Here is a 23,400-nt window from a genome sequence, read left to right on the forward strand (position 1 = left end):
ACGATCGGGAGGGCGGGCAGTGACGGTTGGGGTTGTGCTGCGAAGCGGCATCACGGTGATCGCCATCGTGGGACTGTTGGGCAATCTGGGTGCTGCAGTGGCCGCGGCGGAACCGGAAGTCGAACCCGTCGCCGCCGAGGTCGCGCCCCCGCCGGTGGACGGTGCGGTCGAGTCGACGCCGCCGGCGGTGACGGTAGGCCCCAACGGCTGGCGCCTGGAGATGAGTGCCGAGAAGGAAACCCAGGCCCCGATCCCCCCGCTGACCACAGCGCTGTCGTCACGTGAATACGTCGTCGGCGGCACCTACAAGGGACGGCTGAGCGGGCCTGGGGGCGGCGAGGAGCCGGAGGGCACCCTCGAGGTCGGCTACGAAATCGGTTGTGGCATCGACATGAGCACCTCGAACGGTGTCTCGCTGACCGGCACCGCCGGCATCAACCCGTCCATCGGACTCCTCGGACTCACCATCGTCGGAGGGGGAGAGGACTTCGGAATTCTGCCCAGCCTGGGCGGAAATGTCGGCGGCGGCATCACCGTCGGCCTCAAACCCGGCCTGGTCAACGTGGTTCCGGTGACGAAGAAGAAGTTCACCGGCGCCGAGCCGTGGGTGATGGTGAGCGGCTTCCGGGTCAAGATCGACGGCTGCGTCGGAGAGTCGTTCATCCGCTCCTATTCCTACCTCACACACTCGACCGAGCAGTCGGAGGCGATCGTCGCGTGGTACGGCGTGACTAAAAAAATCTGAGCAGATCTGATCAGTCGAATCGCTTGAAGCAACGCTCGGTGTCACCGAGCACCCCAACGCGGAACGCGTCGATGCGGGAGAAGCCCGACGGCACCGACTCGCCGTTGACGTCGCTGGCCACCAGGCCGTTGATGAGGATGCCGGACACCGCTTCGTCGACGTCGCCCGCGGTCAGCGCCACGGTGTTGCCGTCCGGGGTCTGCACGCTTTTCGACAACTTGGTGGTGGCCACGCCGGTCAGGCACGCCGTGCGCAGCGCGGCCTCGGCGTCGTCCAGTTCGACGCCGCCGTGCTCGTTCTGGATCGCCTGCATGTACCGCGAAACCAACACCGAGTAGGCGGTGTTGTCGCCGGTGGCCAGGCCGATCGGGTCGTCGATGTCGGGCGGCGCGCCGATCTGCGCCAGCTCGTCGAGATCGACGGCGATGGTGTTGGTGGCGGGACAGTAGGACACCGGCGGGCTGGGCCGCGCGTCCGGGCACTCGGCGGGGTCGAAGCTCAGCTCGGGTGGGGTCGCGGGTTCGAACAGGATGTCCATCGCGTCGACAACCGCGCGCACAGACTCCTCGGAGACGGCCCATTCGCCGGTTTCGTTCTCGTCCAGCAGCACCGGCAGATCGCCGCGGCGCTGGCCGATCTCGCGCATATCGATGGCTGCACAGGCCGCTGCGCCGTCGGTGAAACCGAACTGGAACGCCGAGACACGCTCGAACGCCGAACCGTGTTCGTCGACACCGGCTTCGGGGTCGTTCTCACTCAACAGCGGATCGCGGAACGCGACGACGGCCGCCAGCACGTTGTTGAGCCCATCACCTGTCGACAGTGTGAAGCGCGTCGAGTCGTCCTCGGCAACCCAGCGCATGTACGCACCTGCCAGGCAGTCGGCTTGCTGCTCGGAGACCAGCGTCGGGGTGTCCTCGCCGACCAGACCCGCCTGCTTCTGCACCGAGTGGCCGTACTCGTGGGCGAGCACCATCGTGACGCCCATGTCGCCGTACGCCTGACGCAGGCTCGGTACGAGTTCACCGCGATCCCAGCCGATCGTGTTGTCGGTCTTGCAGAAGCCGGCATTGACCAGTCCGTAAGTGTCGGTGTCGCAGAACCCGGTGTCGTCGAATCCGTTGGCGTCCCAAGAGTAAACCTGGTCGACCGGCTCGAACTTGCCGTCGAAGGCATCGCCGTAGGCACCCTCCCAGAACTCCTCGATGTCGCTGATCGCCTGGCGGGCCAGTTCGTCGGCGTCGCCTCCGTCGGTGCCTCGCACCTCACGCACGGGGTCCTGCGCGTGGGGCCGCAGACCCGTGGGGCCGTCCGTCGCCGGCATCCCGGCGACGCGGAAGGGATCGGCGAACACCGAGACCGGTTGGCCTTGAAGCGTGTTGGTGCATGCCGTCGCCAGCAGCGCCGCGCCCACCGCGATCGCGGCACCGATCCGGTGTCGTCGACTCATGGACGCCGCCTTTCGGGGTCGACTGGCGGCCGAGCGGCGCGCACTGAACCGTTGCCAGGATAGAAAACAATCAAACGGTGCGGAGACGTTCGAGCGCCTGACGCACGCGGGTGGAGTCGGTGGTGGCCCAGAACGGCGGCAGCGAAGCCCGCAGGTAGCCGCCGTAGCGCGCGGTGGCCATCCGGGAGTCCAGCACGGCGACGACGCCGCGGTCGTCGACGGTGCGTAATAACCTGCCGGCGCCTTGCGCCAGCAGCAGGGCCGCGTGGCCGGCGGCCACCGTCATGAAGCCGTTGCCGCCGCGTGCGGCCACCGCCCGCTGCCGTGCAGTGAGCAGCGGGTCGTCCGGGCGCGGGAACGGAATCCGGTCGATCAGCACCAGCGACAGCGATGGGCCCGGCACGTCGACGCCCTGCCACAGCGACAGCGTGCCGAACAACGAGCTCTCGGGATCGTCGGCGAACCGCTTGACCAACGCCGACGTGGTGTCCTCGCCCTGGCACAGCACCGGGGTGTCCAGACGCTCGCGCATGATCTCGGCAGCGGCCTTGGCCGCCCGCGTCGAGGAGAACAAGCCGAGGGTGCGTCCGCCGGCGGCGGTGACCAGCGCGGCGATCTCGTCGAGTTGTTCGGCCGATCCGGTGCCGTCGCGCCCCGGCGGCGGCAGATGGGCGGCGACGTAGAGGATGCCCGACTTGGCGTGCTCGAACGGGGATCCGACGTCGACACCCTGCCACTGCATGTCGTCGGCCGTCAGTCCCCACGCGGCAGCCATCGCGTCGAACGTGCCGCCGATGGTCAGGGTGGCCGACGTCAGCACCGTCGTCGAATCCTCGAACAGCCTGGTGCGCAACAACCCTGACACCGACAGCGGCGCCACCCGCAGGATCGTTCGTACCGTTCCGCGCGTCTCTTCGCGCTCGATCCACACCACGTCCGTGCGGTCGGGGATGGCGGGTATGAAGGAGTCGAGAATGCGCGAGGCGATGTCGCCGATGTCGGTCAACGCGGTGACGGCCTCGGCGCGCGCGGACGCCGCCCTGGGATCACTCGGCGCGGTGTCGATCGCCGACCGGACCCGGTGCGCGGCGTCGCGAACAGCGGTCAGATAGGTGGCCAATTCGTCGTCGAGCACGTCGATGCGGCCCGGTTCGGTGTCGTGGATCGCCGACGACAATGTCGCGGTCGCGGCCTCCAACCGGTGTGCCAGTTCCTCGTCGACCAGGCGCGCGGCGCGGCGGTGGGCGGCGCCGAGCGACGTCGCCGACAACTCGCCGGTGGCCACCGAGGTCACCCGGTCGACCAGCTCATGCGCCTCGTCGACGACGAGCAGGTGGTGTTCGGGCAACACAGCGGCATCGGAGATCGCGTCGATCGCCAACAGCGCGTGATTGGTGACGACGACATCGGCGTGCCCGGCTTTCTCCCGCGCCTTCTCCGCGAAGCAGTCGGTGCCGAACGGGCATCGGGCCACGCCGATGCACTCGCGCGCCGACACGCTGACCTGCGACCACGACCGGTCCGGCACACCGGGGGTCAACTCGTCGCGGTCACCGGTGTCGGTGTCCGACGACCAGGCGATGAGCCGCTGTACGTCCCGCCCCAGTGCGCTGGCCGCAACCGGTTCGAACAACTCTTCCTGCGGGCGCTCGTCCGATTCTGCAGCTCCGTTGTGAATCTTGTTCAGGCACAGATAGTTTCCGCGACCTTTCAACAGCGCGAATTCGGGCGTGCGCGGCAGCGCGCCGGTCAGCGACTCGGTTAGCCGCGGCAGGTCACGGTCGACGAGTTGGCGTTGCAGCGCGATGGTGGCCGTGGACACCACGACGGGTTCGTCGGTCTCGACGGCGCGCGCGATCGCGGGAACGAGGTAGGCCAGCGACTTGCCGGTGCCCGTTCCGGCCTGCACCGCGAGGTGCTCGCCGGTGTCGAACGCGCGCGCGACGGCCCGGGCCATCTCGATCTGGCCGGCCCGCTCGCGACCGCCCAGAGCGGCGACCGCCGTGGCCAGGAGTTGGGTGATGTCCGACGTGTCCGACGTGGCGTGCCCCCTACGCGCCGGGAGGGATCAGCCGGGTGGGGATCGCCGGCTCGCCGCGGGACAGCTTCAGCCCGTCCCACGGCAGGCTCGTCAACCCGTCGGCGACCCGCTGACGGACCGCGTCGAAGGACAGGTCGCCAACCGGTTCGCCACGCTGGATCAGCGGAACCGTCAACCCTCGCGCGGTGAGCCCGTCGTGGTCCGAGGGCGGGCGGCCGTAGGGGCACACGACCTCCTCGACGATCGTGCCGGTCGACTTGGCGAGCCGCAGCGCCTGCTTACGACCGCCATGAGACTGCTTGTGGCTGCTGCGCTTTTCCACCGGGATGCCGTCCACCTCGGCCAGCTTGTAAACCATGCCTGCGGTCGGGGCGCCGGACCCGGTGACGAGCGAAGTGCCCACGCCGTAGATGTCGACCGGTTCGGCGCGCAGTGAGGCGATCGCGAACTCATCGAGGTCACCGGACACCACGATCTGGGTTCCGGTCGCGCCGAGGCTGTCGAGTTGGGCCCGGACCTGTCGTGCGAGCACCCCGAGGTCGCCGGAGTCGATCCGCACCGCGCCGAGTTCGGGACCGGCGACGTCGACGGCCGTCGCCACCCCCGCGGTGATGTCGTAGGTGTCGACCAGCAGCGTGGTGCCCACTCCCAGCGCGTCGACCTGCGCCCGGAAGGCCGCCCGCTCGTCGGGGCCGTCGTTGGTGGTGTGCAGCAGCGTGAAGGCGTGCGCGCTGGTGCCCAGCGCCGGGACCCCGTAGTCGCGCTGCGCCGCCAGGTTGGACGATCCGGCGAAGCCCGCCAGGTATGCCGCGCGGGCGGCGGCGACGGCGGCCTGTTCGTGCGTGCGCCGTGAGCCCATCTCGATCAGCGGCCGGCCCTCGGCCGCGCTGACCATGCGGGCGGCGGCCGACGCGATCGCGGTGTCGTGGTTGAAGATCGACAACGCCAATGTCTCCAGTACGACGCACTCACCGAACGTGCCGTGCACGCAGAGCACAGGCGAACCGGGGAAGTACAGCTCACCTTCGGCGTATCCGTCGACATCGCCGCGGAATCGGTAGTCGGCGAGATAGGCAAGCGTCTGTGGGTCGAGAAACTCCGCGAGTGAAGACAGCGCCGCTTCGTCGAATCTGAAGTGCGCCAAAGCATCCACGAAACGGGCGGTGCCGGCGACCACGCCGTAGCGACGCCCTTCGGGCAGTCGGCGCGCGAAGAGTTCGAAGGTGGTGCGCCGGTGGGCGGTGCCGTCCCGCAGCGCGGCCGCGAGCATCGTCAGCTCGTATTTGTCGGTGAGCAGGGCCGGGGATGCGGCGGTCACACCGCCACCGTAGTAGCTCGAAGCGACGGTTCTGCGTTGGCTATCCTGAACAACATGGTTACGCCGGCGAAGGCTCGACCGAAAACTCGCAAGGAGCGGGACGTCAAGTCGGTCGCGGAGGAAGACGCGGCCACCGACACCCCGTGGGTGACCATCGTGTGGGACGACCCGGTGAACCTCATGACGTACGTGACTTACGTCTTCCAGAAATTGTTCGGCTACCCCGAACCGCACGCGACCAAGCTGATGCTGCAGGTGCACAACGAGGGCAAGGCGGTGGTTTCGGCGGGCAGTCGCGAGTCGATGGAGGTCGACGTGTCCAAGCTCCACGCCGCCGGGTTGTGGGCGACCATGCAGCAGGACCGCTGACAGACACGTGCGTAAATGGAAGCGGGTGGAGACCGCCGACGGCGCGCGCTTCCGGTCGGCCGTGGCGCCGCATGAGGCCGCGCTGTTGCGAAGCCTCGCCACCTCGCTGGTGGGCATGCTCGATGAACGTGAAACATCCGCGCCCGCAGACGAACTCGAGGACATCACCGGTATGCGCACCGGAAACTCCACCCCTCCCGACGATGACACGATGAAGCGGCTGCTGCCGGACTTCTACCGACCGCAGACCGAGCACCCGGCCGGCTCCAGCGCGGCCGAGAGCCTCAACAGCGCGCTGCGCAGCCTGCACGAGCCGGCCATCATCGATGCGAAACGTCAAGCGGCGCAAACACTTCTGGACACCATGCCACCGCAGGGCGGCAAGTTCGAGTTGTCCGAGGCCGACGCGCACGCCTGGGCCGCCGCGGTCAACGACATGCGGCTGGCGCTGGGCACCATGCTCGGCATCTCGCCGGACGGACCCGACGACCTGCCGCACGACCATCCGATGGCCGGACACCTCGACGTCTACCAGTGGCTCACCGTGCTGCAGGAGTATCTGGTGCTGGGCCTGATGGGCAAGTCGAGATGAGCTCGATCACCGATGTGGCCGGTATCCGGGTGGGCCATCACCATCGGCTCGACCCGGACGTGACGCTGGGTTCGGGTTGGGCCAGCGGCACCACCGTCGTGCTGACGCCGCCGGGGACCGTTGGCGGCGTCGACGGCAGGGGCGGGGCGCCCGGCACGCGGGAGACCGACCTGCTCGACCCGATCAACTCCGTGCAGCACGTCGATGCCGTGGTGCTGACCGGCGGCAGCGCGTACGGCCTGGCCGCCGCGGACGGGGTGATGCACTTCCTCGAGGAGCAGGGCCGCGGTGTCGCGCTGGAGGGCGGCGTCGTGCCGATCGTGCCCGCGGCGGTGGTCTTCGACCTACCGGTCGGCGGCTGGCAGTGTCGGCCGACGGCGGAGTTCGGTTACGCGGCGGCCCGGAGCGCCGGGACCGAGGTGGCGATCGGCACCGTAGGCGCGGGTACGGGCGCGCGGGTGGGTGTCCTCAAGGGCGGCGTGGGCACGGCGTCGATGACGCTCGACTGCGGCGCGACGGTGGGGGTGATCGTCGTGGTCAACGCCGCGGGCGACGCTGTCGACACGGCGACGGGTCTGCCGTGGTTGGCCTACCAGATCGAGGAGTTCGGGTTGGTGCCGCCGCCCGCCGACCAGATCGCCGCCTACGCCGACCGGCACCTCGAATACAGCCCGCTCAACACGACCATTGCCGTGGTCGCCACCGACGCCGTCCTGAGCTCCGCGGGCTGTCGCCGGGTCGCCGTCGCCGCGCACGACGGGTTGGCCCGCACCATCCGGCCGTGCCACACGCCACTCGATGGCGACACGGTGTTCGCACTGGCCACCGGCGCTGTGGAGGTCCCGCCCGACCCGACGACCCCGGCGTCGATGTCGCCGGAGGTTCCTCTGATCACGCAGGTCGGCGCCGCCGCCGCGGACTGCCTGGCCCGCGCGGTGATGGTCGGGGTGCTGGCCGCCGAGTCGGTGGCCGGAATACCCACGTACCGGGACCTGTTGCCCGGAGCGTTCGAGTAATCGCGAAACTGGATTCCAGCAGGCGTTTACTCGATATTTCGCTGCTGGAATACAGTTTCGGGCAGAAAGGGGTAGCTGTGTTGGTGATTCGGGCCGATCTGGTCGACGCCATGGTCGCCCATGCCCGGGCCGACCATCCCGACGAGGCGTGCGGGGTGATCGCGGGGCCGGAGGGCTCGGACCGTCCGGAGCGCTTCATCGCGATGGTCAATGCCGAGCGTTCGCCGACGTTCTACCGGTTCGACTCCGGTGAGCAACTGAATGTGTGGCGGGCCTTAGAGGAGGCAGGGGACGCTCCCATCATCATCTACCACTCGCACACCGCGACCGAGGCGTACCCCAGCCGAACCGACATCGCGTACGCATCCGAACCGGACGCCCACTACGTGCTGGTGTCGACCCGCGACCCCGAAGAACACGAGGTGCGGAGCTACCGCATCGTCGACGGCGTCGTCACCGAGGAACCCCTCAAGATCGTCGAGCAGTACTAGCCCACGAAGCAAGGAACAAGAACGCATGCCTGTATCTGTGTCCATCCCGACCATCCTGCGCACCCACACCGGCGGTGAGAAGCGCGTCACCGCGACCGGCGACACGCTCGCCGCTGTGATCGGCGACCTGGAGGCCAACTACTCCGGCATCTCCGAACGCCTGATGGACAAGGCCAATCCCGGCAAGCTGAACCGGTTCGTCAACATCTATGTCAACGACGAGGACGTGCGGTTCTCCGGCGGCCTGGACACCACGATCGCCGATGGCGACTCGGTGACCATCTTGCCGGCGGTGGCAGGAGGGTCAGTGGGCGTCTGATGACGCGTTACGACTCGCTGCTCGAAGCGCTGGGCAACACGCCGCTGGTGGGCCTTCGCCGTGTCTCGCCGCGCTGGGACGACGAGCCCCACGTGCGGTTGTGGGCCAAGCTCGAGGACCGCAATCCCACCGGCTCCATCAAGGACCGCCCGGCGTTGCGGATGATCGAGGAGGCCGAACGGCAGGGGCTGCTGCAACCCGGCGCGACGATCCTGGAGCCGACGAGCGGCAACACCGGCATCTCGCTGGCGATGGCAGCCCTGCTCAAGGGCTATCAGATGATCTGCGTGATGCCCGAGAACACGTCGATCGAACGTCGCCAGCTACTCGAACTGTACGGCGCGCGGATCATCTACTCGCCCGCCGAAGGTGGCTCGAACACCGCGGTCGCGCATGCGAAAGAGCTTGCGCAGCAGAACCCTTCGTGGGTGATGCTGTACCAGTACGGCAACGAGGCCAACTCGCTGTCGCACTACGAGGGCACCGGACCGGAGTTGCTCGCCGACCTGCCGGAGATCACCCACTTCGTCGCGGGCCTCGGCACCACCGGCACCCTGATGGGCACCGGCCGATATCTGCGCGAGCACAAGCCGGACGTGAAGATCGTCGCCGCCGAGCCGCGGTACGGCGAGGGCGTCTACGCGCTGCGCAACATCGACGAGGGATTCATCCCCGAGCTGTACGACCCGGACGTGCTGACGACGCGGTACTCCGTCGGCTCATACGACGCGATTCGGCGCACCCGGGATCTGGTTCAGGTGGAAGGGATCTTCGCCGGCATCTCCACCGGCGCGGTACTGCACGCCGCGCTGGGCATCGCGGCCAAGGCGGTCAAGGCAGGCGAGCAGGCCGACATCGCGTTCGTCGTCGCCGACGCCGGTTGGAAGTATCTGTCGACCGGTGCTTACGCCGGTAGCCTGGATGACGCCGAAGACGCGTTGGAAGGTCAGCTATGGGCTTGAGCGGTCCGGGATACCCGGCAACGCCACCGCAGCCGAAGAAGCGGCCCGCGTGGATGGTCGGCGGCCTGACCGTGCTCAGCTTCGTCGTGTTGCTGTGGGTCATCGAGCTGTTCGACTCGTTGTCCGACCACCGCCTGGACGACAACGGGATCCGGCCGCTGGAGAGCGATGGGCTGTTGGGCATCCTGTTCGCGCCGTTGCTGCACTCGAACTGGGATCACCTGATCGCCAACACCATTCCGGCGCTGGTGCTCGGTTTTCTGATGACGTTGGCGGGCATGTCGCGGTTCATCTTCGCCACTGCCATCGTGTGGATCCTCGGCGGCCTCGGCACCTGGCTTATCGGCAACGTCGGCGCGCACTGCCCCTACGTCGGTGTGCGGTGCGAGGTCAACCACATCGGCGCTTCGGGCCTGATCTTCGGCTGGCTCGCGTTTCTGATCGTGTTCGGATTCTTCACCCGTAAGGCGTGGGAGATCGTCGTCGGCGTGATCGTGCTGCTCGTCTACGGCAGCGTCCTGCTCGGTGTGCTCCCCGGCACGCCGGGGGTGTCGTGGCAGGGTCACCTGAGCGGGGCGTTGGCGGGCGTCGTCGCGGCGTATCTGTTGTCCGGACCGGAACGCAAGGCGCGAGAACGACGCAAGAGCGCGGCGGCGAACCCGTACCTGACGACGTGAGCTCGGCAGTGTCCGCGGAGGCAGCCGTCGGCGTCTTCGATTCTGGCGTCGGCGGGCTCACGGTCGCCCGCGCGATCATCGACCAGTTGCCCGACGAGAACATCGTCTACGTGGGCGACACCGCCAACGGGCCGTACGGACCGCTGTCCATCCCAGAGATTCGCGCGCATGCCCTGGCGATCGGCGACGACCTGGTTTCGCGCGGTGTCAAGGCGCTCGTCATCGCGTGCAACACGGCGTCGTCGGCGTGCCTACGCGACGCACGCGAACGCTACGCGCCGGTGCCGGTGATCGAGGTGATCCTGCCGGCCGTGCGCCGCGCCGTCGCGACCACCCGCAACGGGCGGATCGGCGTCATCGGCACCGCGGCGACGATCGCGTCGGGCACCTATCAGGACGCGTTCGCCGCGGCGCGTGACACCGAGGTGATCGGAGTCGCCTGCCCCCGGTTCGTCGACTTCGTCGAGCGCGGCGTGACCAGCGGACGGCAGGTGCTGGGACTGGCCGAGGGCTACCTCGAACCGCTGCAGCGCGCGGAGGTCGACACCCTCGTCCTCGGCTGCACCCACTATCCGATGCTGTCGGGCCTGATCCAGTTGGCGATGGGCGAGAACGTCACCCTGGTGTCCAGCGCGGAGGAGACCGCCAAGGACTTGCTCAGGGTGCTCACCGAACTGGATTTGCTGCGCCCGCATGACAGTTCAACCGCGCAGCGGATATTCGAGGCGACCGGCGATCCCGAGGCGTTCACCACACTGGCCGCCCGGTTCCTGGGGCCGACGCTCGACGGTGTTCGACCTGTTCAACGTCACGTCGGTTCCCAAACATGATTTCCGTCGCTCAAACCGGCCATGTTTTCGCCGCGGGGATACCGGGCATGGCAAGCTAGTGAGCGTGCGAATCACCGTACTCGGATGCTCCGGCAGTGTTGTCGGGCCTGATTCGCCAGCGTTCGGATACCTCGTTTCGGCCCCCGATACACCGCCGTTGGTCCTCGATTTCGGTGGTGGAGTGCTCGGCGCGCTGCAACGGCATGCCGATCCGAACGACGTCCACGTGCTGTTGTCGCATTTGCATGCCGACCACTGCCTCGATCTACCCGGGCTGTTCGTGTGGCGGCGCTACCACCCGTCGCCGGCACAGCAACGCGGGATCATGTACGGCCCGGCCAATACGTGGGCGCGGCTCGGTGCGGCGTCGTCGCCCGAAGGAGGAGAGGTCGACGACTTCTCCGACGTCTTCGAGATCCGTCACTGGGTCGACAACGAGGCGGTCACGATCGGCTCGTTGAACGTGACGCCGAAGCTTGTTTGCCACCCGACCGAGTCCTACGGCATGCGTATCACCGATCCGGACGGCGCCACGCTGGTTTACAGCGGCGACACCGGCTACTGCGACGCGTTGATCGACCTCGCCCGGGGCGCCGACGTTTTCCTGTGCGAGGCGTCGTGGACACACTCGCCGGACCGGCCGCCCCGACTGCACCTGTCGGGCACCGAGGCGGGTCGGGCCGCGGCCGCGGCGGGCGTCGGCGAACTGCTGTTGACCCACATTCCGCCGTGGACGTCGCGGGAGGACGTCATCAGCGAGGCCAAGGGCGAGTTCGACGGTCCGGTGCACGCGGTGGTGTGCAACGAGACCTTCGACGTCGTGCACCCCTGAGGCTGGCTACGTTCGCCGACCCTTCGCCGAACCTTTCGCCGAACCTTTCGCCGAAACCGACGCAATGGTCGATTCGGCGGCCGAAAACCCGCCAAAACGTCGATCTCGGCGATGTCACACCGAGCCGATAGGGTTGGCTGGTGTCCCGAAGAGAAGACGGCCGGCTTGACGACGAGCTGAGGCCGGTTCGCATCACCCGTGGGTTCACCACGCATCCCGCCGGTTCGGTGCTGGTGGAATTCGGCCAGACGCGGGTCATGTGCACCGCAAGCGTCACCGAGGGAGTGCCGCGCTGGCGCAAGGGCTCCGGGCAGGGCTGGCTGACAGCGGAGTACGCGATGCTGCCCGCCGCCACGCACGACCGCTCGGACCGCGAGTCGGTCAAGGGCCGCATCGGCGGCCGCACGCAGGAGATCAGCCGGTTGGTGGGCCGCTCGCTGCGGGCGTGCATCGATCTCGGTGCGCTGGGGGAGAACACGATCGCCATCGACTGCGATGTGTTGCAGGCCGACGGCGGGACCCGAACGGCGGCAATCACCGGCGCCTATGTCGCACTGGCCGACGCGGTCACCTACCTCTCGGCGGCGGGAAAGCTTTCCGACCCGCGGCCGCTGTCGTGCGCGATCGCCGCGGTCAGCGTCGGCGTCGTCGACGGCCGCATCCGCGTCGACCTGCCCTACTCCGAGGACTCGCGCGCCGAGGTCGACATGAACGTCGTCGCCACCGACACCGGGACGCTGGTCGAAATCCAGGGCACTGGGGAAGGCGCGACGTTCCCGCGCTCGACCCTGGACAAGATGCTCGACGCCGCGATGGCTGCGTGCGAGAAGATATTCGAGATTCAGCGCGAGGCGTTGGAGTTGCCCTACCCCGGAGTGCTGCCCGAGCCGAAAGAACCAACGAAGAAGGCGTTCGGAAGCTGACCGAGTTGTTGGTGGCCAGCCGCAACCCCAAGAAGCTGGCCGAGTTGCACCGGGTGCTCGAGGCGGCGGGGGTATCGGGTCTGACGTTGCTGTCGCTCGCCGACGTGCCCGCGTTCGACGAGGCGCCCGAGACCGGTGCGACGTTCGAAGACAACGCGTTGGCCAAGGCCCGTGATGCGTATCGCGCCACCGGGTTGGCGACGGTCGCCGATGACTCCGGACTGCAGGTCGACGCGCTCAACGGAATGCCGGGAGTGTTGTCCGCGCGATGGTCGGGCCGACACGGTCAGGACGCGGCCAACACCTCTCTGCTCTTGGCGCAACTCGCGGACGTACCCGATGAGCGGCGCGGCGCGGCGTTCGTCTCGGCGTGTGCGCTGGTGTCTGCAGCCGGCGAGACAGTGGTGCGTGGCGAGTGGCCGGGCAGCATCATCCGCGAGCCACGCGGAGACGGCGGCTTCGGCTACGACCCGGTGTTCCTACCGGAGGGGTCGTCGCGCACCGCTGCCGAACTCGGCTCGGCGGAGAAGGATGCGGCGTCGCACCGGGGCCGCGCTCTGGCCTTGCTGGTGCCCGTGTTGCGCGAGTTGGCCGCTCGACCGTGACGCCAATTTTGTATAGCCGAACTAATCTGTAGCATCCCCGGGGTGCGTCGCTCCTCCGTCCAACCCGTAGTCGGTAGGACGCGACACCCGGCGATCGTCGTGGTGGTGCTGGCGGCGGCGGGCATCAGCGTGTCGCTGATGCAGACGCTCGTCATCCCGCTCATTCCCGAACTTCCCACGCTGTTGCACACCAGCGCGTCGAACGCGTCGTGGGTGATCACTGCGACGCTGCTCACCGCGGCCGTCGCGACGCCGATGTTCGGCCGACTCGGCGACATGTACGGACCCAAGCCGATCCTGATCATCTGCGCCGTCGTGCTCACCGCGGGATCGTTGATCGCCGCGACGACGACTGCCCTGATTCCCGTCATCATCGGCCGCGGCCTGCAGGGCTTCGGCATGCCGATCATCCCGTTGGGGATCAGCGTGCTGAGGGCGTCGGTGCCGGCTCATCGGGTCGGCACGGCGATGGGCTTGATGAGCGCATCGCTGGGTGTCGGTGGGGCGCTTGGACTTCCGTTGTCGGCGATCATCGCCGACCGTTTCGACTGGCATGCGTTGTTCTGGTTCGCCGCCGCTCTCGGCGCGGTTTCCGGCCTGTCGTTCGCCGCCCTGGTGCCGCGCATTCCCGCAGCCTCCGCCGACCGCTTCGACGCGCTGGGGGCGGTCGGTCTTGCGGGCGGGCTGGTGACGCTGTTGCTGGGGATCTCCAAGGGCGGGAGTTGGGGGTGGACGAGCGCCATCACCGTGGGGATGTTCGCGGCGTCGGTCGTGATCTTCGCGCTGTTCGCGTGGTGGCAGTTCCGCACTCCGGCGCCGATGGTGGATTTGCGCACCACGCTCAAGCGACCGGTGTTGACGACAAATCTGGCGTCGATCGCGGTGGGCTTCTCGCTGTTCGCGATGTCGTTGATCGCGCCGCAGATCCTCGAGCTACCTGCTGAGACGGGTTACGGGCTCGGGCAGTCGATGCTGGAAACCGGGTTGTGGATGGCACCCGGTGGGCTGGCCATGATGCTGTCGTCGCCGGTGGCCGCGCGGATCGCCGGAGTGCACGGGCCGCGGTTCACGCTGCTCGTCGGCTCGTCGGTGGTGGCCGCCGGCTACCTTTCGGGACTGGTGCTGATGAACAGCGCCTGGCAGCTGTGCGTGTTCAACGTGTTGGTGAGCGTCGGCGTCGGTTTCGCGTTCTCCTCGCTGCCGGCGCTGATCAACGCGGCGGTCCCGGTGTCGGAGACCGCGGCGGCCAACGGGATCAACGCGCTGGCGCGCTCGCTCGGCACGTCGATCTCCAGCGCGGTGATCGGTGCGGTGTTGGCGGTGATGACCACGACGGTGGCCGGCCAGCACGTGCCGTCACTGGCCGGCCTGCGCGTCGCACTGCTCATTGCAGCGGTCGCGGCCGTGGTTGCCGCGATCACCGCGCTGGCCATCCCGAAGGCGGACGTTGCCGACGAGCCCGCGGATGACCTGGTGTTGGCTACAGACCGTAGCGGTCCTTGATCTCCTTGGTCTGGACCTGCTCGACGATGATGCCGACGAGTGGGATGGTGCCCGCCAGCAGTACGCCGATGGTCTTGCCGATCGGCCACCGCACTTTCACCGCGAGGTTGGCGGTGAACAGCAGATAGACGAAGTACACCCAGCCGTGGACGACCGCGATCCAGTTCAGGCCCTCTACGTGGTAGACGTACTTCATCACCATCTCGTAGCAGAGCGCGATGAGCCAGATGCCGGTCGTCCAGGCCAGCACTCGGTAGCCCAGTAGTGCCTTACGAATGTTTTCGGCAGAGGTGATCGGTGGTTCGGTCATGTGGCCGGGTGTTCCTTGTCTTTCTTCGCGAGCTCGGCCAGGTAGGCGTTGTACTCGCGTAGTGCGGGGTCCTCGACGTCGTCGTCGAATTGGGTTGGTGCTGAGGGCTTTTGCGGGAGCAGGTCCTCGGGGATCTCGGTGATCGCGTCGCGCTTCGCAGGCTCGGGCGGCGCTTCCTCATAGCGCACGAATTTGTAGTATGCGTACACGACGAAACCCGCGAACATGGGCCACTGCAGGGCGTAGCCGAGATTTTGGAAGCTGCCCGAGGCCGACTCGAAGCGGGTCCACTGCCACCAGGCCAACGCCAGGCATCCGGCGGCGCCGACGATCACCAGGGCGATGAGCGCTGGCCTCCTACGCCGTGTAGTGGACACCTTCCAACGGTACCGCGACGTCCTTGGGCCCGACGAATTCGTCGAGGCGCGCGGTCGCGGCCTTGCGGTAGATCGAGACGATGTACTTGCTGGACCGGGTCCACGGGATGCCGAGTTTGTCGAGGGCGGCGGTGAACAGACCGAGGATGTCTTCTGACCTGTTGGAGAAGTGGTAGCGGATGCTGCGGACGCCGCGATCGTTGGCGACGACGCGACAGCCATCGCTGTGGATCAGGCCGATGATGAACTCTTCGGTGGCCTGGTCGACGAGCGCCTGCTGCCAAGGTTCTAGCGCGATTCTCCGCGTGTGCTTACTGCCGGGCCCGTGTTGCGGGAGCAGGCACGGCCAGTGTTTGGAATGAAGTGAGACGTCCACACAACCGACTCTCGCGACCGTGCCTGTGCGTTGACCCGGCATCAAAATCTCAATGGCCTGACGGCACCGCGCGATGATCGCTGGGTACTTCTTATCCAGGGTGATTCGCAGGCGCCACACTCGACGGTTGCGTGAGATGGACCCGTCGCCTAGATACATGCCTAGGACATAGCTGTATGCGGCCGGAGGTAGCGTCGAAAAGTCATGGAGGACACCGCATGGCGTTCCGGCCACGAGACGCGGGCGAGCTTGCGGTCGGCTTCGCCAATCGCGCACCGTCGTCCGAGGAATGCCGAGTTGGCGTGCAATCGCGCAGTCGTTCACGCCCGCCGCAATGAGCCGCTTCGCGGCGTCGAATTCTTCGGCACCCCGCACGACCCATCCCCTTCCACCGTCCCTGACGTCAAGTTAGGCAGCAGGTCCGACAAGTCGGCCGCTACAACCGGGTAGCATCGACTCTCGCCGCGGGCGTGGCGAAATTGGCGATACGCGCGGGCTTTAGGTGCCCGTGTTCGAAAGAACGTGTGGGTTCGAGTCCCACCGCCCGCACAAACTAACTTCGCGGCGAAGGCCTTCAGTAGCGGCGCCGTCATCACAGCGGACGCCGTCGCGGGGGAGAGGCGGTTCAGCCGTCTCCGCTCTGTGTTGCGAAACAAACCAGGCTGGCGGCGAAGCTCAGAGTGGCGATGGCCCCGGACGCTGCGGCCATTGCCGCGTCGGCCGCGCCCCAACTGGCCAGCGACACCGCGACGGCGATCACTGCTGTGATGATGAGGAAGAGACCCGTGGTGGCGATCGCTTCGGCGGTCGGGTCGTCGGCGGGTGCGATAGCGCGCTCGCGCATCTGGTCTCCTACAGGCTCACGGGATGTGGTGCGCAGAGGTTGCCCGTTGTTGACGGCAGTGAAACCCGCCGACCCGAAGATCCCGTTCAGCCCACTTTTCGGGCGGTGAACCCGTTGCGTTCGGCCAGCGATTGAAGTTGCCGCAGCGCGAACTGGCGTGTTCGCCCGGCTTCCGGGATGAAGATTCCGGCCCACAATCCGACCGCCCCCGGGGTCTGGCACGCCTCCTGCGCGCAGAGCCAGCGGCGCGGGCATGCCCGGCACAGTTCCTTGGCCCCCTCGTCGGCGACGACGGCCCACCGGTCCGGGTCTTGGATGCACGCGCCGAACGGCGCCTCCCGCGGCGTCGACACAGCTCGCGATACGGGATCGACGGGGCCGCGACGCGTCGTCGGCGGAGTCGGTCGCCCGTTGACTGCCATTCGCGTCTCTCCTCCCGGTCAAGACAAGGGTTCATCGTCGGCGGAAGCCGACAATACACGTGTATCGGTTTCGGGCGATACAGACGTATTGGATACCTTGAGGATGTGCACAACCCCAACGGCAGGTCTTGATGGCATCCACTCGAGCTCGGCGACAAGCGTCCGGCGACGATCCACGTTCGAGCATCGAACGGATCCGGGGGGCGGCGCTCAAGTGCTTCGCGGCCCGGGGCGCGGCGGCCACGTCGCTGCGTCTGGTGGCGGCCGAGGCGGGCGTCTCGCTCGGTCTGGTGCAGCACCACTTCGCGACGAAAGCGAATTTGATCAAGGCCGTCGATGACCATGTGCTCGCGGTCATCGAGACGGTGATCGCGAAGCCCATTCCGGAGCCACCGGCCGACACCATCACCGACATCGGCAACAGGGTGACGTCGTTGGTGGCCGACGAACCGGATGTGCTGGGCTACGTCGGCCGCGCGCTCACCGACGGAAGCACACTCGGAGCGCAGCTGTTCGACTCGCTGGCGGCCATTGGCGCCGAACGCTGGCAAGCGCGGCGGGACCTCGGGTTGACGCGACCGGACCTCGACCCGACTTGGGGCACGCTGAACCCGCTGGTGCTGGCGCTGGGCACCTGGATCCTGCGCGGCCATATCGAACGGCACCTCCCTGAGCCGTTCGACAGTCCCTCGCAACTCCAGCGATGGCAGGACGCGGTGAATGCGCTACTGCGCGACGGGCAGATGCGCCACGACCCGTGACGCTCGCCCCGATCAGAGCGGCGTGCCCCCGACCCGCTTCCGGTAGCTCGTCGGCGTCTCTCCGCAGAACTGGGTGAAGGCCCGGGTGAACGAGCTGAGGCTGTCGAAGCCCACCGCCGACGAGGCTTCCTGCACCGACTGCCCCGGCGCGGCCAGCAGCGCCATGGCCTTGAGCATTCGGGCGTGCAAAAGATATGTGCGCCAGGACAATCCGATGGATTCGTGAAACAGGCGCCGCAACGTGCGCTCCGACACCGAGACCGCCCGGCTCACCTCGCGGGCACTCACGTCGTCGAGGTGCTCCTTCGTGTACGCCATCGCGGCGGCGACGATCGGATGCTCGGAACTCGGCAGACTCAGCGGCGCTTCGTGGTCGAGAGCCTCGGACACCAGGTTGGCCAGCGTCCTGAAGAAGGCGTCCGAGATGTCGTCGCCGTTCGGTCGGTCGATCGGCCAGCGCAGCGCGTAGATCATCATCTCGCGGATCAACGGGGAGACCCCGAGGATGCGCGCCCGGTCGCCCGCTTGCGGGATCAACTCGGGATCGAACATGACCGCGACGGTGCGAACGTCGGGGTTCATCGTGGCCTGATGCTCGAGCCCGACCGGAATCCACGCCGCCTGCTGTGGCGGCAGCAGATAGTGCGCCGAGTCCGTCTCGACTTCGACCACACCGCCGATCGCGTACTCGATCTGATGGACGTCGTGCGAGTGCCAGCCGGTGATCAGCGCATCGCCCTCGTAGAGGTAGCTGCCGCCCAGAGCGCGGCCGCCCCGCCGCAGGTCGATGACGCGCCGATGATGGGTCGCTGGGATCTTGGCCGTTTGAGCCAAATCTCTGTCCGATAGCGCGGAGACGGTCACACCGCTAGACGGTACTACTGGGGTATGGATATCGACGACCTGATCCTGGTGAGCATCGACGACCACGTTGTGGAACCGCCCGACATGTTCCTGCGCCACGTCCCGGCCCGGTACAAGGACGAGGCGCCGATCGTCGTCACCGACGACAAGGGCGTCGACCAGTGGATGTACCAGGGTCGGCCGCAGGGCGTCAGCGGGTTGAACGCCGTGGTGTCCTGGCCGGCCGAGGAGTGGGGTCGCGACCCGGCCGGGTTCGCCGAGATGCGTCCCGGCGTCTACGACGTCCACGAGCGGGTGCGCGATATGAACCGCAACGGCATCCTCGCCTCGATGTGCTTCCCGACGTTCACCGGGTTCTCCGCGCGGCACCTCAACATGCACCGCGAGGAAACCACGTTGGTGATGGTGTCGGCCTACAACGACTGGCACATCGACGAGTGGGCGGGCTCGTATCCGGACCGCTTCATCCCGATCGCGATCATGCCGACCTGGAACCCGCAGGCAATGTGCGACGAGATCCGTCGCGTCGCCGCCAAGGGCTGTCGCGCGGTCACCATGCCGGAACTGCCTCACCTGGAAGGGCTTCCGAGCTACCACGACGACGAGTACTGGGGTCCGGTGTTCCGGACGCTGTCGGAGGAAAACGTGGTGATGTGCCTGCACATCGGCACCGGCTTCGGCGCAATCAGCATGGCGCCCAACGCTCCCATCGACAACCTGATCATCCTGGCCACCCAGGTGTCGGCGATGTGCGCCCAAGACCTGCTGTGGGGCCCGGCGATGCGCAACTACCCCGACCTGAAATTCGCGTTCTCCGAAGGCGGTATCGGGTGGATCCCGTTCTATCTCGACCGCAGCGACCGTCACTACACGAACCAGAAGTGGCTGCGCCGCGACTTCGGCGACAAGCTGCCGTCCGACGTGTTCCGCGAGCACTCACTGGCCTGTTACGTCACCGACAAGACGTCGCTGAAGCTGCGCCACGAGATCGGCATCGACATCATCGCGTGGGAGTGCGACTATCCGCATTCGGACTGCTTCTGGCCCGACGCGCCCGAGCAGGTGATGGCCGAACTCAAGGCCGCCGGCGCGGACGACTCCGACATCAACAAGATCACCTGGGAGAACTCGTGCCGGTTCTTCGGCTGGGATCCGTTCAAGCTGACGCCGCGTGACCAGGCCACCGTAGCTGCATTGCGCGCCAAGGCAACTGACGTCGACGTGTCGATCCGGCCCCGCAAGGAGTGGGCGCGGCTCTATCAGGAGAAGCAGCTCACCACATCAAACCTCGGATGAGCTCGGCCTGAGGTATCTCCTCGGCCGAGATCAACCCCGACGGGGCACGGCACACCCAGTCGATCGCGTTGACAACGCGGGCGGCGGTGGACAGGCACCCCGCTTCGGTGACGTCGAGCACCGGATGCGACAGCAGCGTGCTCATCTCGATGCGCGGTTCGCCCTCGACGATCACCTTGTGCACACCGGAATGGCCGTCGGGCGGATACTCCCAATCCGGTGCGGCGGCCGGGGTGAGCCGGGTGGTGTGCGCGACAGTGATGACGGGTCTTCCGCCGTGCACCCCTTCTGCGGCGAACCGAACGCCGGCCAACTGGCCGGGCTCGACGGTCATCATCTTGCATTCGATGCGCTGGTCGGTGTACCACGGCTCGTAGCGCTGGCGGACCTCGTCGAGTTCGACACCGAGATGGTGAGCGAGGTTGCCGACCAATCCGCCGAACATCGAGGTGATTACTCCCGGCTGGAATGCCATCGGCAGGTCATCATCCGGGGTCGTTCCGAAACCCATTGCGGTGCCGGTGTACTCGTAGTCGTCGTAGCCACCGTAGTCGAAGATCTCCTGCACGGTGATCGAGTCCACGCGCGTCACCAGGCTCAGTGCCGAGAGCACAGCGGTGTCTCCGGAGTAGCCGGGATCGATGCCGTTGACGTAGAGCGAGGAGTTGCCTGTGGCACAGGCCGCTTCCAGCGGTACACGCAACCAGTCGTCGGCCTGCTTGGGCGTCACCAACCACACCATCGACGTGCCGACGACATTGACGCCCGCGGCGAGGAACCTCGACATCTGCTCGATCGCCTCCATCGGCCGCGTCTCACCCAGCGCGGTGTAGACGACGCAGTCTGGCTTCAGCGCGATGAGCGCGTCGATGTCATCGGTGGCGACGACTCCGGTGGGCTCGCTCAACCCGCACAGTTCGGCCGCGTCCCTGCCGATCTTGTCCGGGTTGGCGGCATGCACACCGACGAGTTCCAGGTCGGGCCTTCCGATGAGCGCGCGGAGCGAGTGCTGGCCGACGTTGCCGGTGGAAAACTGGACTACTCTGCGCATTTCGGGTCCGTTCTCAGTCAGTAGTCGGGGATCGGCAGTGGTGAGTTGTTCGAGTCGATGCCGCCGTCGACGTGAAAGACCGCGTTGGTCGCGTAGCAGTCGCGGGTGGCCAGGTAGACGCAGAGCCGCCCGAGATCCTCGACGCTGCCGAGGCGGTGCAGCGGTGTCGCCTCCAACATCTTTTCCAGCGAGCCGGGCATCATGTCCAGACTGCCTTGCAGACCGTCGGTGGCAAAAGAACCGAGTGCGATCGCGTTGACCCGGATCTTCGGCGCGAGTTCCTGCGCCATGGCGCGCGTCAGCGCTTCCAACGCGCCTTTGGCCGTGCAGTAGGCGGTCAATGCGCGGATGCCGAAACGTGCGGAGCCGGAGGAGATGTTGACGATCGAGCCGTGGCCCGCCTCCAGCATGTGGGGCGCAGCGAGTTGGCTCATGATGAATGCCGACGTGACGCACCAGTCGAAGGTGAGCCGGAAGTCGTCGTCGGTGATGTCGAGGAACCGGGCGTAGGTCGATCCACCGACGTTGTTCACCAGCATGTCGATTCGGCCGAAGCGCTCGATCGTGGTGTCGACGACGCGCTCACCGTCGGGCCGGCTCATCGCGTCGGCAACAAGCGCCAAGCCCTTGCCACCGGCGTCTTCGATTCCTTTGATCGTTCCCACGATGTCGGATTCGGTCCGCGCCGTGCCGACAACTGTGGCGCCCGCCTCCGCGAGGACTCTTGCGATTCCCTGGCCGACGCCCTTGCCCGCACCGGTGACGATCGCCACCTGACCGTCGAGATTGAACTGTTCCAACGCCATCGAGAGCCCTCCTGAAATTGACTGCAGTCAATCACACATGTCAATATCTGACCAGTGTTGCTATCGTCAGGTCATGGCGGTGGTGGACAAACCCTCAGCACGTGAGGCCAAGCGCTTGCAGACGCGTGAGCGGTTGATGGGTGCGGCGATCTCCGAGTTCAAGCGGTCGGGCATCGCTACGGCCGACGTCGGCGCCATCGTGGCTGCGGCGGGGGTTGCCCACGGCACGTTCTTCTTTCACTTCCCGACCAAGGAACACGTGTTGCTCGAGTTGGAGCGCCGCGAAGAGGAGCGCATCGCCAAACAACTGGGTCGCTACATCGATGCGACCCGCGATCTCGAATCCATCCTCAGCGAGGCCGTACGACTCGTGCTGGGCCTCGAGCGTCGCCTCGGTTCGCTGTTGTTCAAGGACTTCCTCGCATTGCACTTCTCGCAGACCCGGCCCGTCGACGAGAGCACCGAGCATCCGGTCATCGTCCGGGTCGCCGACGAGATCGGGCGTGCGCAGCAGCGTGGCGAGGTCGCTGCGGACGTGAATGCGATGAACAGCGCAGTGTTTTTCCTGCTCGGCCTCTACGCGCTGTTGACGACCACTCACAACTGGCCGACGCAGGGAACGATGCTCGAGGACTACGTCGCGAGGACCCTGCGCGGTATCGAAGCCCGCTAGCTCATTGACTGAGGTCAGTCTTGCTGCGATGCTCAAGAAGCTGATTCTCAGGAGGGCGCCTTGACTCTGCGGACGATTCCCGCCACCGGCAGCGGTCTGGACGACCACATGGAGCGCTCGCGGCTCGCGCAGCGGCAAGCCGACAAGTGGCTCATCTGTGGCAGCCTGCTCATCGGAACCGCGGCGCTCGGCGTCTTCGGTCTTCCGCTGTTCCTGCGGGGCGTTTGGCTGCTGCGCAAAGCTCAGCGCGACGGGCTGTCGGTGCGTCCGATGATCGTCACACTCATCGGCTACCTGGTCATCATCGACGCCGCGATCAACACCGTGGGTTGGGCGCTCGATCTCGTGGCCAACCACACGATCCTGGCGCGAATCCTGTTGAACGGCTGGGGCGCCATGTTCGACGCCGGCTACTTCTGGCACTACAACGAGCTGTGGCTCGGCGGTGCAGCCGGCCCGGGGGAGAAGGCGATGGAGGTCGGGATGATCCTCACCGTCTTCACGATGCGGATCGCCGCCGGAATCGGCTTCCTCCAGATGAAAAGGTGGGGCCACCAATGGATGATCGTCACCTGCTGGATGGGGGTGCTCATCTGGTGCCTCTACGTGTTCAACATGACGATGTACGCCGACGTGCGCTACGCCGGCACGATATTCCCCGTCGTCGGTTGGTGGCTGTACGACATCTTCTACATCACGCCGTTCCTCGCGATCCCCTACCTGCATTCGGTCAACCGCGAGATCTTCTCTGACTGACTTAGATCATTGACTTAAGTCAGTAGCTGCGTTACAAAGAGCAGACCACGACGGCTCAGGTGAGGCTGTCGGCGTGCTTGAAACGCCGGTGGCAATGACCAATAACGCGCCCGCAAGGAGGCCGCACTGGTGGACTGGATCTGGGAAATACTTCGTTACGTCGCCGCCTGGGGCGGTACCGGCCTGATCAT

General features: G+C 66.9%; 28 protein-coding genes, 1 tRNA gene and 1 pseudogene. 18 read left to right on the forward strand and 12 right to left on the reverse strand.

All coding sequences use genetic code 11. The annotated features are described in order from the left end of the window. Nucleotides 1-34 precede the first annotated feature (34 nt). Nucleotides 35-745, forward strand: a complete 711-nt coding sequence (locus G6N18_RS23365; protein WP_067215815.1) for an MspA family porin — start codon at nt 35-37, stop codon at nt 743-745. Nucleotides 746-755: 10 nt separating this feature from the next. Here the strand turns inward: G6N18_RS23365 and G6N18_RS23370 are convergent, their stop codons facing one another. The 3 genes from G6N18_RS23370 to G6N18_RS23380 all read right to left on the reverse strand — a co-directional run bounded on the left by G6N18_RS23370 (nt 756) and on the right by G6N18_RS23380 (nt 5,554). Next, nucleotides 756-2,195, reverse strand: coding sequence for a neutral zinc metallopeptidase (locus G6N18_RS23370; protein WP_083004098.1), 1,440 nt, complete (start codon nt 2,193-2,195; stop codon nt 756-758). A 70-nt stretch (nt 2,196-2,265) separates the two neighbouring features. After that, nucleotides 2,266-4,152 carry an ATP-dependent DNA helicase gene (locus G6N18_RS23375; protein WP_272937596.1) on the reverse strand — a complete coding sequence of 629 codons (1,887 nt, stop codon included), beginning with the start codon at nt 4,150-4,152 and terminating at the stop codon, nt 2,266-2,268. A 94-nt stretch (nt 4,153-4,246) separates the two neighbouring features. Next, complete coding sequence (locus G6N18_RS23380; protein ID WP_083004092.1) at nt 4,247-5,554, reverse strand: nicotinate phosphoribosyltransferase; 1,308 nt, start codon at nt 5,552-5,554, stop codon at nt 4,247-4,249. A gap of 54 nt (nt 5,555-5,608) precedes the next feature. Between G6N18_RS23380 and clpS the strand changes: the two genes are divergently transcribed. From clpS to G6N18_RS23440, 12 genes are all read left to right on the forward strand, one after another. Beyond that, the gene (gene clpS, locus G6N18_RS23385) at nt 5,609-5,923 is read left to right on the forward strand and encodes an ATP-dependent Clp protease adapter ClpS (RefSeq protein ID WP_059102066.1); all 315 of its coding nucleotides are present in this window, start codon (nt 5,609-5,611) and stop codon (nt 5,921-5,923) included. A 7-nt stretch (nt 5,924-5,930) separates the two neighbouring features. Next, on the forward strand, nt 5,931-6,515 hold the full coding sequence (gene aosR, locus G6N18_RS23390; RefSeq protein ID WP_067215797.1) for an oxidative stress transcriptional regulator AosR: 585 nt from the start codon (nt 5,931-5,933) through the stop codon (nt 6,513-6,515). Beyond that, nucleotides 6,512-7,531, forward strand: a complete 1,020-nt coding sequence (locus G6N18_RS23395; RefSeq protein ID WP_083004088.1) for a P1 family peptidase — start codon at nt 6,512-6,514, stop codon at nt 7,529-7,531. Before aosR ends, G6N18_RS23395 begins: the two co-directional genes overlap by 4 nt. 77 nt (nt 7,532-7,608) lie before the next feature. Beyond that, nucleotides 7,609-8,022 carry a M67 family metallopeptidase gene (locus G6N18_RS23400; RefSeq protein WP_083004085.1) on the forward strand — a complete coding sequence of 138 codons (414 nt, stop codon included), beginning with the start codon at nt 7,609-7,611 and terminating at the stop codon, nt 8,020-8,022. Nucleotides 8,023-8,047: 25 nt separating this feature from the next. Continuing rightward, complete coding sequence (locus G6N18_RS23405) at nt 8,048-8,341, forward strand: MoaD/ThiS family protein (protein ID WP_083004081.1); 294 nt, start codon at nt 8,048-8,050, stop codon at nt 8,339-8,341. Continuing rightward, complete coding sequence (locus G6N18_RS23410; RefSeq protein ID WP_083004078.1) at nt 8,341-9,303, forward strand: cysteine synthase; 963 nt, start codon at nt 8,341-8,343, stop codon at nt 9,301-9,303. The genes G6N18_RS23405 and G6N18_RS23410 overlap by 1 nt, the downstream gene beginning before the upstream one ends. Continuing rightward, nucleotides 9,294-9,980 carry a rhomboid family intramembrane serine protease gene (locus G6N18_RS23415; RefSeq protein WP_083004074.1) on the forward strand — a complete coding sequence of 229 codons (687 nt, stop codon included), beginning with the start codon at nt 9,294-9,296 and terminating at the stop codon, nt 9,978-9,980. Before G6N18_RS23410 ends, G6N18_RS23415 begins: the two co-directional genes overlap by 10 nt. Before the next feature lie 8 nt (nt 9,981-9,988). Beyond that, nucleotides 9,989-10,810: a glutamate racemase gene (murI, locus tag G6N18_RS23420; protein WP_083004155.1), complete on the forward strand. Its 822-nt coding sequence runs from the start codon at nt 9,989-9,991 to the stop codon at nt 10,808-10,810. Between the two features lie 58 nt (nt 10,811-10,868). Beyond that, a complete protein-coding gene (locus tag G6N18_RS23425) occupies nt 10,869-11,642 on the forward strand; it encodes a cyclic nucleotide-degrading phosphodiesterase (protein WP_083004071.1) in 774 nt (257 codons plus the stop codon). 140 nt (nt 11,643-11,782) lie between these two features. Next, nucleotides 11,783-12,565, forward strand: coding sequence for a ribonuclease PH (gene rph, locus G6N18_RS23430; protein ID WP_067215773.1), 783 nt, complete (start codon nt 11,783-11,785; stop codon nt 12,563-12,565). Then, on the forward strand, nt 12,562-13,170 hold the full coding sequence (gene rdgB, locus G6N18_RS23435) for an RdgB/HAM1 family non-canonical purine NTP pyrophosphatase (RefSeq protein WP_083004151.1): 609 nt from the start codon (nt 12,562-12,564) through the stop codon (nt 13,168-13,170). The genes rph and rdgB overlap by 4 nt, the downstream gene beginning before the upstream one ends. A gap of 138 nt (nt 13,171-13,308) precedes the next feature. Continuing rightward, nucleotides 13,309-14,673 carry an MFS transporter gene (locus tag G6N18_RS23440; RefSeq protein ID WP_109749500.1) on the forward strand — a complete coding sequence of 455 codons (1,365 nt, stop codon included), beginning with the start codon at nt 13,309-13,311 and terminating at the stop codon, nt 14,671-14,673. On the opposite strand, the gene G6N18_RS23445 is transcribed toward G6N18_RS23440, so the two are convergent. The 4 genes and pseudogenes from G6N18_RS23445 to G6N18_RS24760 all read right to left on the reverse strand — a co-directional run. Further along, on the reverse strand, nt 14,651-14,983 hold the full coding sequence (locus G6N18_RS23445) for a DUF3817 domain-containing protein (RefSeq protein ID WP_067215765.1): 333 nt from the start codon (nt 14,981-14,983) through the stop codon (nt 14,651-14,653). The genes G6N18_RS23440 and G6N18_RS23445 overlap by 23 nt on opposite strands. Then, nucleotides 14,980-15,360 (reverse strand): hypothetical protein, encoded by a 381-nt coding sequence (locus G6N18_RS23450; protein ID WP_082949174.1) that lies wholly within the window; start codon nt 15,358-15,360, stop codon nt 14,980-14,982. Before G6N18_RS23450 ends, G6N18_RS23445 begins: the two co-directional genes overlap by 4 nt. Continuing rightward, nucleotides 15,341-15,736, reverse strand: a complete 396-nt coding sequence (locus G6N18_RS24695) for an LAGLIDADG family homing endonuclease (RefSeq protein ID WP_234806200.1) — start codon at nt 15,734-15,736, stop codon at nt 15,341-15,343. The genes G6N18_RS23450 and G6N18_RS24695 overlap by 20 nt, the downstream gene beginning before the upstream one ends. A gap of 264 nt (nt 15,737-16,000) precedes the next feature. Beyond that, nucleotides 16,001-16,111: pseudogene (locus G6N18_RS24760) on the reverse strand (helix-turn-helix domain-containing protein); the annotation flags it as partial. 89 nt (nt 16,112-16,200) lie between these two features. Between G6N18_RS24760 and G6N18_RS23460 the strand changes: the two are divergent. Further along, nucleotides 16,201-16,285 (forward strand) — tRNA-Leu (locus tag G6N18_RS23460). Between the two features lie 76 nt (nt 16,286-16,361). Here G6N18_RS23460 and G6N18_RS23465 read toward each other — a convergent pair. Both G6N18_RS23465 and G6N18_RS23470 read right to left on the reverse strand, forming a co-directional pair. Further along, nucleotides 16,362-16,580: a hypothetical protein gene (locus G6N18_RS23465; RefSeq protein WP_083004063.1), complete on the reverse strand. Its 219-nt coding sequence runs from the start codon at nt 16,578-16,580 to the stop codon at nt 16,362-16,364. A gap of 86 nt (nt 16,581-16,666) precedes the next feature. Continuing rightward, on the reverse strand, nt 16,667-17,002 hold the full coding sequence (locus G6N18_RS23470; RefSeq protein WP_109749496.1) for a WhiB family transcriptional regulator: 336 nt from the start codon (nt 17,000-17,002) through the stop codon (nt 16,667-16,669). Between the two features lie 131 nt (nt 17,003-17,133). Between G6N18_RS23470 and G6N18_RS23475 the strand changes: the two genes are divergently transcribed. Continuing rightward, complete coding sequence (locus G6N18_RS23475; RefSeq protein WP_083004056.1) at nt 17,134-17,763, forward strand: TetR/AcrR family transcriptional regulator; 630 nt, start codon at nt 17,134-17,136, stop codon at nt 17,761-17,763. Nucleotides 17,764-17,775: 12 nt separating this feature from the next. Here the strand turns inward: G6N18_RS23475 and G6N18_RS23480 are convergent, their stop codons facing one another. Beyond that, nucleotides 17,776-18,627 (reverse strand): AraC family transcriptional regulator, encoded by an 852-nt coding sequence (locus G6N18_RS23480; protein WP_083004053.1) that lies wholly within the window; start codon nt 18,625-18,627, stop codon nt 17,776-17,778. 24 nt (nt 18,628-18,651) lie between these two features. Here G6N18_RS23480 and G6N18_RS23485 point away from each other — a divergent pair, with 24 nt between their 5' ends. Continuing rightward, nucleotides 18,652-19,923 (forward strand): amidohydrolase family protein, encoded by a 1,272-nt coding sequence (locus G6N18_RS23485; protein ID WP_083004050.1) that lies wholly within the window; start codon nt 18,652-18,654, stop codon nt 19,921-19,923. Here G6N18_RS23485 and G6N18_RS23490 read toward each other — a convergent pair. Both G6N18_RS23490 and G6N18_RS23495 read right to left on the reverse strand, forming a co-directional pair. Then, nucleotides 19,901-20,974 (reverse strand): NAD(P)H-dependent amine dehydrogenase family protein, encoded by a 1,074-nt coding sequence (locus tag G6N18_RS23490; protein WP_083004048.1) that lies wholly within the window; start codon nt 20,972-20,974, stop codon nt 19,901-19,903. The genes G6N18_RS23485 and G6N18_RS23490 overlap by 23 nt on opposite strands. Before the next feature lie 17 nt (nt 20,975-20,991). Beyond that, nucleotides 20,992-21,780 carry an SDR family NAD(P)-dependent oxidoreductase gene (locus G6N18_RS23495; protein ID WP_083004045.1) on the reverse strand — a complete coding sequence of 263 codons (789 nt, stop codon included), beginning with the start codon at nt 21,778-21,780 and terminating at the stop codon, nt 20,992-20,994. Nucleotides 21,781-21,853: 73 nt separating this feature from the next. Between G6N18_RS23495 and G6N18_RS23500 the strand changes: the two genes are divergently transcribed. Continuing rightward, nucleotides 21,854-22,453, forward strand: a complete 600-nt coding sequence (locus tag G6N18_RS23500) for a TetR family transcriptional regulator (RefSeq protein WP_083004041.1) — start codon at nt 21,854-21,856, stop codon at nt 22,451-22,453. Nucleotides 22,454-22,561: 108 nt separating this feature from the next. After that, nucleotides 22,562-23,209, forward strand: coding sequence for a hypothetical protein (locus G6N18_RS23505; protein ID WP_109749499.1), 648 nt, complete (start codon nt 22,562-22,564; stop codon nt 23,207-23,209). Nucleotides 23,210-23,400 lie beyond the last annotated feature (191 nt).

Origin of the sequence: Mycolicibacterium celeriflavum (assembly GCF_010731795.1) — a bacterium.
GTDB classification, from domain to species: Bacteria; Actinomycetota; Actinomycetes; order Mycobacteriales; family Mycobacteriaceae; genus Mycobacterium; species Mycobacterium celeriflavum.

What these genes read in the sequence shown, in the direction of transcription:
- G6N18_RS23370 (WP_083004098.1), bottom strand. Translation starts at nt 2,195, where the DNA reads ATGAGTCGACGACACCGGATCGGTGCCGCGATCGCGGTGGGCGCGGCG.
- G6N18_RS23375 (WP_272937596.1), bottom strand. Translation starts at nt 4,152, where the DNA reads ATGGCCCGGGCCGTCGCGCGCGCGTTCGACACCGGCGAGCACCTCGCG.
- clpS (WP_059102066.1), top strand. Translation starts at nt 5,609, where the DNA reads ATGGTTACGCCGGCGAAGGCTCGACCGAAAACTCGCAAGGAGCGGGAC.
- G6N18_RS23395 (WP_083004088.1), top strand. Translation starts at nt 6,512, where the DNA reads ATGAGCTCGATCACCGATGTGGCCGGTATCCGGGTGGGCCATCACCAT.
- G6N18_RS23405 (WP_083004081.1), top strand. Translation starts at nt 8,048, where the DNA reads ATGCCTGTATCTGTGTCCATCCCGACCATCCTGCGCACCCACACCGGC.
- G6N18_RS23410 (WP_083004078.1), top strand. Translation starts at nt 8,341, where the DNA reads ATGACGCGTTACGACTCGCTGCTCGAAGCGCTGGGCAACACGCCGCTG.
- G6N18_RS23415 (WP_083004074.1), top strand. Translation starts at nt 9,294, where the DNA reads ATGGGCTTGAGCGGTCCGGGATACCCGGCAACGCCACCGCAGCCGAAG.
- G6N18_RS23440 (WP_109749500.1), top strand. Translation starts at nt 13,309, where the DNA reads ATGCAGACGCTCGTCATCCCGCTCATTCCCGAACTTCCCACGCTGTTG.
- G6N18_RS23445 (WP_067215765.1), bottom strand. Translation starts at nt 14,983, where the DNA reads ATGACCGAACCACCGATCACCTCTGCCGAAAACATTCGTAAGGCACTA.
- G6N18_RS23465 (WP_083004063.1), bottom strand. Translation starts at nt 16,580, where the DNA reads ATGCGCGAGCGCGCTATCGCACCCGCCGACGACCCGACCGCCGAAGCG.
- G6N18_RS23470 (WP_109749496.1), bottom strand. Translation starts at nt 17,002, where the DNA reads ATGGCAGTCAACGGGCGACCGACTCCGCCGACGACGCGTCGCGGCCCC.
- G6N18_RS23475 (WP_083004056.1), top strand. Translation starts at nt 17,134, where the DNA reads ATGGCATCCACTCGAGCTCGGCGACAAGCGTCCGGCGACGATCCACGT.
- G6N18_RS23485 (WP_083004050.1), top strand. Translation starts at nt 18,652, where the DNA reads ATGGATATCGACGACCTGATCCTGGTGAGCATCGACGACCACGTTGTG.
- G6N18_RS23490 (WP_083004048.1), bottom strand. Translation starts at nt 20,974, where the DNA reads ATGCGCAGAGTAGTCCAGTTTTCCACCGGCAACGTCGGCCAGCACTCG.
- G6N18_RS23495 (WP_083004045.1), bottom strand. Translation starts at nt 21,780, where the DNA reads ATGGCGTTGGAACAGTTCAATCTCGACGGTCAGGTGGCGATCGTCACC.
- G6N18_RS23500 (WP_083004041.1), top strand. Translation starts at nt 21,854, where the DNA reads ATGGCGGTGGTGGACAAACCCTCAGCACGTGAGGCCAAGCGCTTGCAG.
- G6N18_RS23505 (WP_109749499.1), top strand. Translation starts at nt 22,562, where the DNA reads ATGGAGCGCTCGCGGCTCGCGCAGCGGCAAGCCGACAAGTGGCTCATC.